12 protein-coding genes are annotated in these 14,584 nt (G+C 33.0%); 3 read left to right on the forward strand and 9 right to left on the reverse strand.

Annotation, left to right across the window (positions count from 1 at the left end):
* Positions 1-28: 28 nt before the first annotated feature.
* Together cuyA and QA612_RS06555 are read right to left on the reverse strand one after the other, a co-directional pair.
* Positions 29-1,030 (reverse strand): D-cysteate sulfo-lyase, encoded by a 1,002-nt coding sequence (cuyA, locus tag QA612_RS06550; RefSeq protein WP_278282977.1) that lies wholly within the window; start codon positions 1,028-1,030, stop codon positions 29-31.
* An 87-nt stretch (positions 1,031-1,117) separates the two neighbouring features.
* Positions 1,118-2,536 (reverse strand): MDR family MFS transporter, encoded by a 1,419-nt coding sequence (locus QA612_RS06555; RefSeq protein WP_278282978.1) that lies wholly within the window; start codon positions 2,534-2,536, stop codon positions 1,118-1,120.
* A gap of 301 nt (positions 2,537-2,837) precedes the next feature.
* Here QA612_RS06555 and QA612_RS06560 point away from each other — a divergent pair, with 301 nt between their 5' ends.
* Positions 2,838-3,533, forward strand: a complete 696-nt coding sequence (locus QA612_RS06560) for a DUF421 domain-containing protein (protein WP_278282979.1) — start codon at positions 2,838-2,840, stop codon at positions 3,531-3,533.
* A gap of 16 nt (positions 3,534-3,549) precedes the next feature.
* Here the strand turns inward: QA612_RS06560 and QA612_RS06565 are convergent, their stop codons facing one another.
* Positions 3,550-4,014: an NUDIX hydrolase gene (locus tag QA612_RS06565; protein WP_278282980.1), complete on the reverse strand. Its 465-nt coding sequence runs from the start codon at positions 4,012-4,014 to the stop codon at positions 3,550-3,552.
* A 268-nt stretch (positions 4,015-4,282) separates the two neighbouring features.
* Between QA612_RS06565 and QA612_RS06570 the strand changes: the two genes are divergently transcribed.
* Both QA612_RS06570 and QA612_RS06575 read left to right on the forward strand, forming a co-directional pair.
* Positions 4,283-4,597 (forward strand): hypothetical protein, encoded by a 315-nt coding sequence (locus QA612_RS06570; RefSeq protein WP_278282981.1) that lies wholly within the window; start codon positions 4,283-4,285, stop codon positions 4,595-4,597.
* 305 nt (positions 4,598-4,902) lie between these two features.
* Positions 4,903-5,169, forward strand: a complete 267-nt coding sequence (locus QA612_RS06575; RefSeq protein ID WP_278282982.1) for a DUF1871 family protein — start codon at positions 4,903-4,905, stop codon at positions 5,167-5,169.
* Positions 5,170-5,333: 164 nt separating this feature from the next.
* Here the strand turns inward: QA612_RS06575 and QA612_RS06580 are convergent, their stop codons facing one another.
* The 6 genes from QA612_RS06580 to QA612_RS06605 form a co-directional block, all read right to left on the reverse strand.
* Entirely contained in the window at positions 5,334-6,623 is a 1,290-nt protein-coding gene (locus QA612_RS06580) for an ABC transporter substrate-binding protein (RefSeq protein WP_278282983.1), read from the reverse strand.
* A 176-nt stretch (positions 6,624-6,799) separates the two neighbouring features.
* The gene (locus tag QA612_RS06585; protein WP_278282984.1) at positions 6,800-7,633 is read right to left on the reverse strand and encodes a carbohydrate ABC transporter permease; all 834 of its coding nucleotides are present in this window, start codon (positions 7,631-7,633) and stop codon (positions 6,800-6,802) included.
* Complete coding sequence (locus tag QA612_RS06590) at positions 7,633-8,469, reverse strand: carbohydrate ABC transporter permease (protein ID WP_278283102.1); 837 nt, start codon at positions 8,467-8,469, stop codon at positions 7,633-7,635. The genes QA612_RS06585 and QA612_RS06590 overlap by 1 nt, the downstream gene beginning before the upstream one ends.
* A 781-nt stretch (positions 8,470-9,250) precedes the next feature.
* The gene (locus QA612_RS06595; RefSeq protein ID WP_278282985.1) at positions 9,251-11,107 is read right to left on the reverse strand and encodes an L-type lectin family protein; all 1,857 of its coding nucleotides are present in this window, start codon (positions 11,105-11,107) and stop codon (positions 9,251-9,253) included.
* Between the two features lie 104 nt (positions 11,108-11,211).
* Positions 11,212-13,623: a tetratricopeptide repeat protein gene (locus QA612_RS06600; RefSeq protein WP_278282986.1), complete on the reverse strand. Its 2,412-nt coding sequence runs from the start codon at positions 13,621-13,623 to the stop codon at positions 11,212-11,214.
* A 21-nt stretch (positions 13,624-13,644) separates the two neighbouring features.
* Positions 13,645-14,559 carry a hypothetical protein gene (locus QA612_RS06605; RefSeq protein WP_278282987.1) on the reverse strand — a complete coding sequence of 305 codons (915 nt, stop codon included), beginning with the start codon at positions 14,557-14,559 and terminating at the stop codon, positions 13,645-13,647.
* Between the last annotated feature and the right edge of the window lie 25 nt (positions 14,560-14,584).

Raw genomic sequence — 14,584 nt, forward strand, 5'->3', positions numbered from 1 at the left:
AAAATTTGCACCATTAAACACATGTTTTTTAATTTTTATAAAACAGTGGTGAATAAGCATACAATGCAGGAATTCCGCCAGAATGTATAAATAAAATACTATCCGTCTGTTTAAAATATCCTTGATTAATAAGATCAATAAGTCCAGCCATCGTTTTACCAGTATAAACAGGGTCTAATAAAATTGCCTCCGTACTTGCTAGTAATTTAACAGCCTCTATCATTTCATCTGTTGGCAAAGCATAGCCAGGACCTACAGATTTATCAAAGCATGTTACTACTTCTTGATTTACTATTTCCTTTATCCCCATATGAGTCGCTGCTTTTTTTGTTAAATCAAAGACCTTTTCCTCTTGTTCAGCCTTACCTCTACTTACATTCATACCTAATACCTTTGTTTCATATCCTAGCCCTAAGAATCCAGTAATGAGTCCAGCATGCATACCTCCACTACCACTAGCACATATAATATAGTCGAAATGTACACCCATTTCCGTTGATTGTTCTACAATTTCCTCTGCACATGCAGCATAGCCAGTAATTCCAGTCACATTGGATCCACCTACAGGAATAACATAAGGAGTACCACCATCCTTTTGTACATTTTCCGATATCTTCTCCATCTCCATATAAACATCTGTTCCATTCGGTACGATTTTAATAGATTCAGTACCGAGGAGCTGATAAATTAAAAAGTTCCCGTTAGTGTCTGTGTCAAATTGAGATATTTCATTTTCCTCTAAAACGAGAATACATTTTAACCTCTCCTTTACACAAGCAGCTAAAGTTAAACGACAGTGATTCGATTGAATTCCTCCAGCAGTTATGATCGTGTCAGCTCCCTTAGCTTGTGCATCTGCAATGAGAAACTCTAATTTCCTCGTTTTATTTCCACCTTGGGTTAAGCCAAGTAAATCATCTCGTTTTATAAAAACAGAAGGTCCATTTAACGCTTCTGTAAAACGGTTAAGTTTCTCGATTTCCGTCTTTGCAAAGCTATATCGATTCCTTGGAAATGAATGTATATTCATAATTTAATCCTCTCCTTTTATTATTTAGATTCTGTTCATATTCATTGTAGACTTTCACTACTGAACTGTTGTATTTTGTAATAATGATTATTTTTCCACTGTTGCGGTTGCCTTGTATTCCTCCGGTTTTTCCTTTGGAAGAAAGCTTGCAACTATCACTACAAGAAAGGCTGAGATAATAGCTAATATAATGAAGACATTGTTAAGCCCCGTGGCGAGAACTGTAGGAGCCACATCTCCACCGTTATTTAACTGACCACCGATATGTTGGTTTAATATTGTCCCTAGAACCGCAATACCAATTGTTTGTCCTAATGTTCGAAGAAATGCATTTGATGAAGCTGCTGTCCCTCGGGCACTCCAATCTACAGATGACTGAACAATAACTGTAAAAACGGTCATGGACAAGCCAAATCCCAATCCTACAAAAAACATGATAACAACTAATAGGACATTTGGAGTAGTTGCTGAAATAAACGTCAATGAAAAGGTTCCTAAAGCAATGATGACCACACCTGTTAAGGATATTGGCTTTGTTCCAAGTTTAACGATAAATCGTCCACTTAAATAAGAGCCTAACGGCCAGCCAATTGACATGGGAATCAAAGTTAATCCTGATGATGTTGCTGCTAAAAGGAGTACTACCTGTACCCATAAAGGCATGTAAGCTGTTAAGCCAATTAAGATTGCCCCTAAAAGGAGGCCACTTACATTAGCAATGAGTAGATGACGATTTTTAAATAAATAGAAGGGAAGCATTGGCTCTCGAACCTTTAATTGTACAAAAATAAATGTGATTAAAAACAAAAATGCAACACCAAACATTAGTAATATTAAAGGATCATTCCAAGGGATCTCGTTTCCACCTGACAAAAGAGCATACAGGAGAGCTCCCATTCCAATAATGAATGTAATTGCACCACCATAGTCGATGGATCTCTTTTCTTTTTTAATGGTTTCTTCTAAATATTTTCCTATCAAATACATTGCTACGAGACCAAATGGAATGTTGATATAGAAAATCCAATGCCATGTAAAAAAGTCAACAAAAAAACCGCCTACTACAGGACCAAAAATACCGGCAATTCCCCATATGGAACCAAGAATAGCCTGAACCTTTGCCCTTTGTTCATATTTAAAAACATCACCAACTATCGTAAAAGACATTGGCATTAATGCACCTGCACCAATTCCTTGAATAGCACGATAAAAGATGAGCTGCTCCATTGACTGGGAGAGCCCACAAAGAGCTGATCCGATTAAAAATAAGGTTGCACCAGTTATAAATATTTTCTTTCTTCCAAATAAATCTGCTAATTTACCAAAAATTGGAGTCGTGACAGCATAGGTCAATAAATAAATTGCAAATACCCAGCTGATTAAATCCATTCCACCTAAATCTCGAGTAATGACAGGCATTGCCGTACTAATTACAGTGACTTCAATTGCTGCTAAAAATGTTGCAATAAGGAGTGCAATCGTAATATTCCGTTGATATCGATCCATGTTTTGTTTAGTCCCTTTCTATGTATGTAGTGACTAATTGACTCATTTATAATATCCTTCTATTTTATTATTATTTATCACCCTCTTTCAATCCTGAAAGTTATGATCAACTAACATTTCCACAAGTACTTCCAAATCTCCTGTAAAAGTATATTAAAAGAATATAATTTAATTGCTTAGACAAGAATGGAAATAAATACTATTTTTTTCTGAATGCTATTTAAAGGGAAACTGGAATAGCTGGAGGTATACATACTTCCTTGTAGTCCAAAAGAAACTTAGTTAACAGGAGAGATATTCAATGGAATTAGAACCAACATATACACAAATAACAATAAAAATAGTTATAGGTTTCTTTTTGCTGTGGTTTATAACAATTGTTTTAGGAAAAACAACAATTAAGCAACTCACTCCATTTGATTTCGTTTCAGCTATCATTTTATCAGAATTATTAGGTAATGGAATTTATGAAGAAAATATAAAAATACAGTACATGATTTTTGCAATATTCTTGTGGGGTGCCTTAATGATTTTGATGGAAAAACTATTGTTAAAGTATAAAAAGCTCCGGGGTACATTAGAAGGAAACCCGTCTATTATCATTCGTGATGGTAAAATAGACAGAACTCAGCTAAAAAAAGCTCGTATGAATATTAATCAATTAATGAGTTCTCTTAGACAAAGCGATGTTTTCTCTATTCGTGAGGTAGCTTACGCAATATTAGAGGCTAACGGATCAATTAGTATATTAAAAAAACATAATTACGAAAACGTTATTAAGCAAGACTTACAATTACCTGAACAACCAACCTATTTAAGTACGATGGTCATCATTGATGGAGAGGTTTTAGAGGATAATATAAAGGAATTAGGATATAGTCGAGCCTGGCTAAACGATCAACTTATAGCTAACGGTTATGGGAGTAGTAAAGAAATTCTTTATGCAGATTGGTTAAAAAACGACGGTTTATATATTATTCCGAACAAAACTTCTTAGATAACAGAAAAGCTTATCACCGTTCATCAAATGTCTTTCCTAAAAAGTCGTCGATCATGCGTCTATGACTTTTTACAATTGTTTTTGGTAACTCGTTTCGTTTAAAATAGGAAAAACTTATGGACTCAGATTCATTCACCGAAATAACTCCTTCAACATTATCCGAATAGTAAGCGATAGTTACGGAATAAAACTCATCCCCGTTTTCAGCAACAGTAAAATACTGAGGACCAGAGTATACATTTAGTAAATTTAACTCATTTATTGTTAATCCTGTTTCTTCATAGACCTCTCTTTTTACTGTATCCTCAGTAGACTCTCCAAGCTCCATAATTCCACCAGGAAGACCCCAAGCACCAACTGGATACTTTCGTTCCTCAAGGAGAATATCACCTACTTTATCAACGATAATCGCAACTGCTCCAACAAAAATTAATGGTTGTTTACCAACTAATGCTCTTAAATCCTCTACATATCCCAATGAAAGACACCTCTATATATTTCTTTAGTTAATTCTCTTTTAAAGTGTTCATTTTTTCCATGTTTCATTATACCGTTTTAACTCTATGTAAGAAAATAGAATTATATATAATAATACAATATGGTCTTGTAGCTCTTATATTCGTTTAGAATTAGGCTTATCTTTATGGCTATGAGCTCAAGCACAACTCATTTTAGGACATAACATAACGAGAAAACTAATTTTGTTCAATAAATTAGCGCATAATATAATTTGAAGGAGTGACATAATGTTTGCACAATTAGTACCCTTACTATTACCTGGAGGTCTAATTGGAAATTATATATGGGGTAAAAACCAACAAGGAGCAGCTCAACAACAGCAAATCCCTCAACAGTGGGGACAACCATCTCCCCAACAGTGGTCTCAGCAATGGGGTTCTCCTGCCCACCAGCAACCTTGGCCACAGCAATACGGACCACCTACACAACAACCCTGGCCACAGCAACAACAATGGGGACCAAGACCAGGAATGCAACATCACGGAACACAGCAATGGGGGCATCGCCCTGGAGCACAGCAATATTGGGGGAATATACGATAAATACACTTCCATTATCTACTTTCTAACTGTCTTACATTATCACGTAGGGCGGTTTTTATTTAATGGTCTTACTTCTTCTGTACAACAAATGATTTATCTGCAAAAATAAAGATTATTTCACTTTGCAATGCATAATGATAAATAAATGTGAATGCTGTATTTGTTAGGGGATGTGTGAGAGAATACGGATACATGTTTTTATTGTTTTAGACGTAATATACCCTTATAAAACAATAATGCTATCCTTTAACATAGCCAAGCAATTAGGAAAATTAATTTTCTATGATTGGAGATTAGGTTTATTTATGAGTAATACAATATATAACATTATAGAAAAGGAATTTAATAACTGGGATCCAGAATCCTTACTTTGTAGTGGTGCAAATATCGATCCATACAAAAGTGAAATAAACGAAATTGCAAACGACTTAGAAACAATAGAAAATGTGTTCCAGTTATCAAAAAAAATCAAGTATGTTTTTGAAAAAGATTTCCATTTACAATATGAACAAAATGACTGTTTTATCGTTGCTGAAAATATTTGGGAGAATCTACATGAAAAAAATAAATAATAAATAAACAAAAATTCCTCTCAAATACTATATCCACCTTTTATCTTCAAAAATGAAATAATAACCTTGACTAAAGGTATATAAAAGAGGCGTTCTAAATGAAATATGGTTTTTAACCATTTCATTTAGACTGCCTCCTATAGAATCATTAATTTATTTATATACTATTGCAACGATTCCCATAATCGGAGAAATTCTGTCAATAATTCTTCTCGATCCGATTCTCCTGCAACATATTTTTGAAGAGCTGCTCCCAGTTCTGGAGCTAATCCATCTGGATATTTATTCCACTCAAATGCTAAACTTGGTATTTCATTTGTCTGAATATAAAGATCGTTAGAAATTTCTCCAATTGCATCTACGTTTGCCTCCATATTTGTAAAAGGAGGAATATGCATAAACTCTTCTGTTATATATCTTTCACCAGCTTCTGTTGTAGATAACCAAATTAAAAAGTCTTTTGCCTCATCAATAACATCTGATTCATTATGGATAACCCAATAGAATGGTACACTTGTGAATAATGGTTCATTTAATGCTACATCATTATTAATAGGCATTGGCATCATCCCTAAATTTAAATCAGGGTTAACTTCATATAATAATGTTTCAATTGAATTAGTACTTAATGTCATGGCCCCTTGTTCTGTAGCAAAATTAGTAACTTGCTCCGAATACCCCGTAGATAAAGGATTTTGATGAGCATTATTAATTTCTAAATCAATTAAATCTAACCACTGATTAAATATGTCATTATCGATAAAATTAGCTGTTCCATTACTGATTTGTTCCATAAACTCAGTTGGGTTTTCTTGCTTCGCAAATGGATTATTTATTGCAAAGTGACCTGGATTAAATGTTGAAGCATAAGAACTTACAAATGGTGCAATCCCTGCTGCATTTAATTTTTCCACAGCATCTTCCAATTCTGTTAATGTAACAGGTATTTCCGTTATTCCAGCTTCATCAAACAAATCTTTATTATAAATATACCCTAAACCTTCAATACCTAGAGGCATACCATATATACTTCCCTCATATGTAATGCCAGGTATTGTACTTTCATGCATCACATCAACCCAAGGCTGATCAGATAAATCAACTAAGTATTCTACCCAAGTTTCCAGACCAGAGTGACCGATCACCCTAAATATATCAGGTGTTTCACCAGCAGCAAATTTTGCTGATAGTGAAGTGTTATAATCACTTGCCATTAAGGATTCAACTTCTATTTTTACATTAGGATGAAGTTCTTCATATTCCTTTGATAATTGAAGTAAATCATCATGTATTTCGGTTTTATTATTAAATAGTTTTATTGTTACCTCTTCATTGGCTCCTTGATTTTTGTTGGATCCACCATTATTCCCCGCTTCACTTTCCGCATCAGAACATCCTGTGAAAGTAAGTAACAAAATCGAAAATAAACACAAAAATAAACCTCTTCGTAACATATATTAAAACCCCCTAGATCGTTTATAAAATCGTTTTCTTAAAGATTTAACTCTGTTAAAGCTTTATTATTAATAAAAGTACTGTAATTTTCAGTGTTGCAAAAAGTAAAATAATACCCTCTATATTAAAATAGTAAAATCGGACAATGTCAACTGTAAAATGGAAGTTTATAATACTAACCTTTAATTCCTCCACTTGCTACTCCGGCAATTATATACTTTTGTAATAAAAGAAATACAATAATTGCAGGTAAAGTCCCCATCATTAATGCAGGTAGAGCTAATTCCCACCTCATAACATGTTCTCCAAATAAGGAATTGATAGCTAATTGAATTGTATGGAGCTCTGAGCTATGCAACAGGAGTAGTTGTACTTGAAAATCATTCCAAAACCAAAATGTATTTAATATTAACACTGTACTGATGATTGGAATGAGCATTGGGAATACAATTCTCCAAAAAACTCCTATACGACTACATCCATCAATCAGTGCAGCTTCCTCTATTTCTTCAGGAATAGAACGGATAAATCCATGAAATAAGAAAGTAGAAAATGCACAGGCAAGTCCAATATATGTCAAAATTAAACCAGCATGTGTATTCATTAAACCTATATTTCTAATCACCTGAACAATTGGTATCATAATAGATTGAAAAGGTATAACCATGGAACAAACAAACATGACAAATACAATAGCAGTGAACTTTGTTCTTTTTCTCACCATCCAATAGGCTGCCATAGAAGAAATAATGATTACTCCAATATTACTGAACAATGTAATAATAGAAGTATTTAACAAAACCTTAAAAAAATCCAATTGACTCCATGCAGTTCTAAAATTTTCAAGAGTAAGTCTTTCTGGAAGGGCTGCTGTATTCCTTAGTACTTCGTCTAACCCTTTAAATGAATTTACAACCACAAAGTAAAATGGTACGAAGAAGAGAATAGCACATAGAAAGAGGATACATTCAATTGAAAATAATTTTATCTTACTTATTTTTCCAAACACTACATCCTCACTTCCTTCTTCTTCGTCATATACACTTGAATTCCAGTAATAATTGCAACGATTAATAAAAATACAATCGCCTTAGCTGAACCAATCCCGTAATTGAAGTTTTGGTAAGCCTCAAAGTAAATATTAAGAGCTACCGATTCAGAGGATTTATATGGGCCACCACCAGTAAGGGAATAATTTAAATCAAATATTTTATACGTCATATTTATACTCCAAAATAAACATACGGTAATGGCTGGCATGATTAAAGGAAAAATAATTCGCTTTAGCATATACATACCACTAGCTCCATCCACACGAGCTGCTTCTATGTAATCCTTAGGGATATTAATTAAACCTGCTATGTATATAATCATCACATAACCAACCCCTTGCCAAACACTTACAATTACTATGCCCCAAAATGCAGTATTCGGAGTACTTAGCCAATACAATTGAAAGAAAGGAATATTTGTTAATTCACCAATGGCTGCAAACCCTTGCCTAAAAACAAACTGCCAAATAAATCCTAGTATTAGTCCCCCAAGGACATTCGGCAAAAAGAAAATCGTCCGCCATAAATTCCTTAACTTTAATGGTTGTACTAATAAATAAGCAAAAGTAAAACCTAATATATTTGTTAAAACAACGACGATAATGGATAATTTAGTTGAAAACCAAAATGAAGTAGAGAATTGAGGATCATTTGTAAAAATCCTTATAAAGTTTTCAAAACCAACAAAATTAATTTGACGGCTTATTCCATTCCAGTCTGTTAATGAATAATAAAAGCTTAAAAAGAAGGGTATGAGTATAATGCCTATATAAACTAATAGTGCAGGTCCCATAAAGATTACTAGATTCCATTTATCTCCTAGTATTTTTTTCAATGGAACGCCCCCTTCCGCCAATGTTATTTCTCAAGTATTTTTTTATTTGTACATCATATATGATATAAGAAATAACGACAAATTGCTTACAAAAAAACTTGGAATTTCGACACTCTTTTATGACCTTACCATAATTATTCCTATTTAACATGATTAATATTGAAAAAGAAATACAAAAAACTTAACCTTCTTTTTAAATAAACTTTTTCATAAAGAAGGTTAAGTAGAAACTGTATAAGCGTTATTTTTTCAAATAATAAATTATGGATTCATACGGTCTTAACGTCATATGTTGATAATTGGCTGGAGTCGGGATAGTTTGATAATAATATTTCAGAAGAGTATTCATTTATTTGGATATCATTTTGCAGCTGAAATAATACATCTTTTCCTCTAAAATTATTAACGACTAATAGTTTTCACTATCTATATCATCAAGCTATTCATGTATAAGGTCATAATCACCCTAAGTGATAATATTATATTTTTTTCTAAGTTCAATCAATTTCTTATCACCTACATACTCTAACAGCCGTTGTGCTTCATCTGTTAGTTACTCATGTTGAACCTCCTCAAATTGATTCATTACTTCATCTTTAAATAAACATCTTAAGTGACTTATTCTGCAGTTAGTATTTAGTAATTTATCGTTTTTATGAAATTGATTTTCTAACGTTATGATTCAAAGTAAAACAAAAAAGCCTTTATCGACTAACAAGCACGATAAAGACTTTTTCAATTAAGGGTTAAAAAGACGGTTTAAATAGTCATCCCAAAAGTCATCATACCAATTATTAAATGGATTTCTATCCCCTTCATCTACTTCTTCATTTCTTTTTCGCCTTTCCTCTAAATATTGCTCCTCTCTCTTTTGTCGTTCCTCTTTCTCCTTTTGTTTATTTTCTTCTTCCGTTATTTGTTTCTCTAATTCCTGTTGCTTCGACTCATCCACTGCAAGTTGAACCATTTCCATTGTAAAGCCACCACTCAAGGCTTCAGCATGGATAGAATTTGCGGAATTTCTCTGAAGATAATGAACCGCATAGTTATTATCTTCGTGACCTTCGAAAATTGCTGCAGAAAGTTTGTCTATTTCATCAAAGGTCGCATTCATCAATCTTCGCTGAAAAGCGCCATAGGCAAATACTGTTTCTATCGGATCAGTGAAATATAACTTTGAAAAATCCTCTGCCAAACTATCAGCAACACCAGGTGGATATATTCCTTCGAATAATGGCATCGATGCTTGTTCGATTTGACGCTGATAAATCGTATTTACTATAACCTCTTTCCCACCTACTATTTTTTTGTAGTTCCCATAAGAATGATTATTTTTGGAAGCCTTTAAAAAGGACGAAATTCTTTCTGATCCGTTCCGTGCAACTTGCAATTGATAGTATGCAAATAATAATGCATCCCCTTCAGCATCACCAGCTTTTAATGTAGCATTATTTAAAATGGCTTGTCCTGTATCTAATTCTGTTTGGGAGATAATTCTCTTTTCTATTAACATTTCTAATATTTCATTTTGCTTTCCTTCAATCTCGTGATGTGTTTCTTCAATTGACTTAATAGTTTCAGTCAGCTGATCGGTAAATTTTTTATCATATTCATCAGATCCACTGAAAAAGTTAATAATACGGTGAAAAAATCCACTTTCTTTTTCTTCATTCTGTCCCTTTTCAGCTTCCGAATAACGTATGACTTCCTCCAGATCAGTATCCAAATGAAGAATTAAATCTACTAAATCATTTGTATTCATTTGAACACCATTAATGATCAATTGATGTTCCAACATCGTGTTGTTCTTTGAATCATTGTCGTGTGAAAGATCATGAGAATTTTGTTGTGTAAATATTTCACCGTTACTCTTATCCACATTTTCAATTGAAAAATCACTAATCATATGCTTATCATTTTGTGCACCTGTACTTGCTGAGAAACCAATAGCTGAATAAGTCGTGTCTAATTCTCCAGCATAGTGAAGTGTTTGTTCACCATTTACAATGACATCAACGGAAACACTTGTAACTCTAATCTCTACGTCATGCCATTGATTGTCCCTTATAAAAGGAGTCTCTACGTATGTTAAATGATTTTCAACGGTATCCTTTATTAAAGCAATATGCTCTTTACCTGGATCATGACTGTTTCGATACGTATCAAATTCAATAGCATACCCCTGTCCATTTCCAAACCCTAATCCACCACCTCGTTCAGAGCTCGATTCTCTTTGCTTTAAAAACATAAAGGTAAAGCCGTCTGCACCTGTTCCTTCACCAATTTTAAAACGAAAGTTTACTTTAAAGGGAGGCTTTGTTTGCTGAGAATACCAAGCTCTTCCCCATTGCCAATTCTCGGAATCTGTTAAAATCAATGTTCCATCATCCAAAAGCTGAGGCATGTTATCCCCTTCTAAGTACCATGTAGGGGCTACTGTTGAAGTCTTAGAAGCCTGAACTTCTGGAAAAGGAGGTTCCTCAACTGTCAATTCGTTATTTGAAATAGGTTCTTCTAAGCTTGTATTGTTTTCAGAACATCCAACAACAATAAAAAGTAAAATGATAATGACAAAATATTTTATTATGTTCAACACGGAAATTACCTCTTTCTATTATTCTAATAAAAGATGAAAAAAATTCGCCTGCCCTATCGTATACGTATGTGAATGAAGGGCAGGTAAAACAATACGCTATATTTCTACAGCTTTTCTTCAAGATGTTTATCTTGGATCATGTTCATAAATCTTGGAAATATTTTTTCTTTATAAAAAAGCAAATTAAAAATATTATCTACTTCTCTTTTTGATAAAAAACATTTATGAGCTGCTGCATTCCTTTTTGTACTTATTCTCTCTATAGATTCTTTTAATTTTTTACGATCAATTTCATTGTCTATTGTATTTGGTTTAAAAATCATCTTCGTCAAGTGGATAAATGGTTTAGTTTCAACATTATTTAAAATAATTGGTATTGCACCTAGAGTCATTTTGTTTTTATTTGTATCTATTGATCGTTTATTGTACTTAGGATTTCTTTCCTTTTCCGTAATTTCCACTTTCCTTATATATCGATTTTCTTTTGTATAAAAGTCCACTATTGGACTGTATAACCAATGACTTAATTCCACTTCTAATGCTTTCACTGCACAAAGAAGCGCTGGGGAAAAGTCTACTTTTTCAATTGTATTAGCATCAACTTTATTTATATCATTGAACCTCTCATACACAAGAAGAGCTGTAACAAGAAATTTCTTTGATTCTTCTTTTAACAATAACCAATGAAAGCCAAACAATTGATTTAACTCTGCTGTAAATCTGTTTAAATCATTACCTTCCAAATCTAAGAGTTCAGATAGCTGAACAGTTTTTTCTACCATTTTATTTGTAGCTTTAGAAATTATCTTTTCAATTTTCTCAAAGTTTTCTTCATTATTCTCGTTCATTTGAATCTGAAACTGTTCTAACTCTTCTTTTAAAACTTCACGGGATTCTTTTATAGTTAATTCAATTTTTGGCAATATAAAATCACTTATTTGCTTAACAGTATCCACTACTTCTTCTACCTGATTGTTTAATTCACTGACTGTATCTTGCGTTTTTCTAGACTCTCCTTTTAATTCTTTTACACCTTGTTGAATATCACTAAATCCCATTGTAAGTGTTGTTATTTGCTCCTTAACTTCTTCTAACATCGACGAATCATCTTTTATATCCTCAATGGTATGATTAAGTATACTCACTTTAGCTATCTCATTGTTCAAGTCGTCAAATTTTTTGTTTAGTGGCTGTAAAAATAGAGAACGATCAATATAATTTTTAGCCATTGCATACTGTTGGTTATGAAAATATACAAAACTCATAGCATAGTAAACATCACTTAACGTCTTCATTTCAATAGTTTGGTTTTCTTCTACAGTTTCTCCTTGACGATGTTGAATTACTTTTGACTTATACTCATCCCAATTGGAATAAAATTTATCCAAATAGTTATGGGCCACATTTAATAAATTACCTAACGAACCTGTTTGCAAATAGCAAGTAATTAATTTTATTGCGGATTCTTGTTCTGTATAAAACACCTCTAAAGGATCTATGTCTTCATCAACGACTGCAAGGGATTGTTCATATTGTTCTACAGCAAAAGTGAGTAATTCTTTTCCTCTAGTACTATCCATTTGAGCATATATTGCTTGTACAAAGTAAATATCTCCTAGTTGACGAAATACAGATGATCTCGTGTTATCAAGTTTTAATGCACGACCAAAGTATTTCCCTGCAGCTGTATATTCCCCAAGAAGCTTATAGCATTCACCAAGATTTATATATAGATCTACTAAAAAGTCTTGTTTATCACTTTCTATTAAATACTTTTCCACATCCACGGGATCCAGAGAATAGTCTTCATAATTTTCACTTAGTTGCTTCATCATTTTTTCATTATCCCGTTCTTCAACCTCTAAGTTTTTAAATTGTGCATGTAGTTTAATATTTTTCCTTCTTAAATTTATATACTCTTCAGAAGAAGAAGTTCTAGCAACCTCCATATCTTGTTGACATTCACTTATGTTAGATTCTAAATCCACTCGCTTATAAAACAAGGATTTCTTTTTTTCTTTCAATACCTTTTCAACTTCTAACTCCATTTTTTTGAGTTCCAAATGCCTGTCAATTCTCTCCTGCTCTATGGTAGGTACATACGTTGAATCATATCGTTCTACTGCATTCTTAAAAGCTTCAATCCCCTTCTCTAATTCATGAATAGATTTATAAAGAACTCCTAATTTTAAGTATTCTTCAGAAGTATTCACTCCAAAAGAGAGGATATATTCAATTTCACCTACTGCAGCTTCATGTGGGGAAAACTCCGAAGCACTTATATATTTCCTATTCCCTCGATAATCATAGACATACTTTGGGCTATCAAACACGTACTCATAGCCTTCCTTTACTAATGCACCTTCACAATGAAGGCAATGATTATTAAAATCCTCCTCTGTAAATCCCTCACCCCACTTCACATTGTTATTGCAACAATATTGACAAATATCCCCTTTAAATATAGTGCAATACAATTCTTTTTCTCTATCATCACAAATCATACATGTGGCCATTCACACACACCTGCTTTCTAGTTAGTACGGCAGTGGATCATCTTCTTCATCATCTCGTAGGGTATATCTATTTTCCGATTTCTTTCTCTCTTGTGGTTCTTTCAGATAATTTAATACTTGACGAAAGCTTCCATACTTTGAAAACGTCAAGAGGTCCTCTATTGACAAATAAGCCTTTAAAATGACGTATGTTTCATCAAGAGGAAAACTAGGGTTAGGAAAGGTTTCTTCTATGGAATCATAGAACTTTTTTAAACCCTTTCCCTTTACAATAGTCACAACAGTGTTTTGCTCCCCATGAATATAACGAACGCCGTCTACAAGATCGCTATTCTCCAATAATACTATAAGTTCTGTTCGTAAGTCAGTATCCATTGTGCCCTCAATTTCAAAACCATCATAAAACCCATCTTCATTTTCATATGGTAATATATTGAAATTTTTCTCTTTTGAACCATTAATCTCTTCTATAATTTCTCCAGTTGATTTCTCCTTATTTTCCTTCAAAGGAAAAGGTGTTGTTGAAGCTTTTAAAAACTCTTTCAAACTACTAAAAGACTTCAAACGATGAACCCACGTCCATTCCACTTCTGATAATGGAAATACCTGTATAATCATATGTCCCATCTGTAACATGAAATCTGGTAATGTACCTAACATATTGAAATCTGTTACTTCTAGCTTTACTTCCTTTATTTCAAGCTCAAAATTATCTTCTTTAAACAATGTGAATGTCATCTTTTTTTGGTGATCTTCAAAATAGACAGAATGAATACGTTCACTATTTATTAAGTGCAAAGCTTCTTCATAAGGATTTTCTCCCTCACCAATGAATTGATACCCTTCAAAATATAATGGATCTAGCATTACTTTGAAAACACCAAAATCACGGCTAGTATCTTTATTTATTTCATCTATGATTTTTTCAATATCCATTTCATACGTCACTCCTATTGCAACA

It is taken from the genome of Evansella sp. AB-P1 (assembly GCF_029688925.1).
Classification (GTDB): Bacteria; Bacillota; Bacilli; order Bacillales; family Salisediminibacteriaceae; genus Evansella.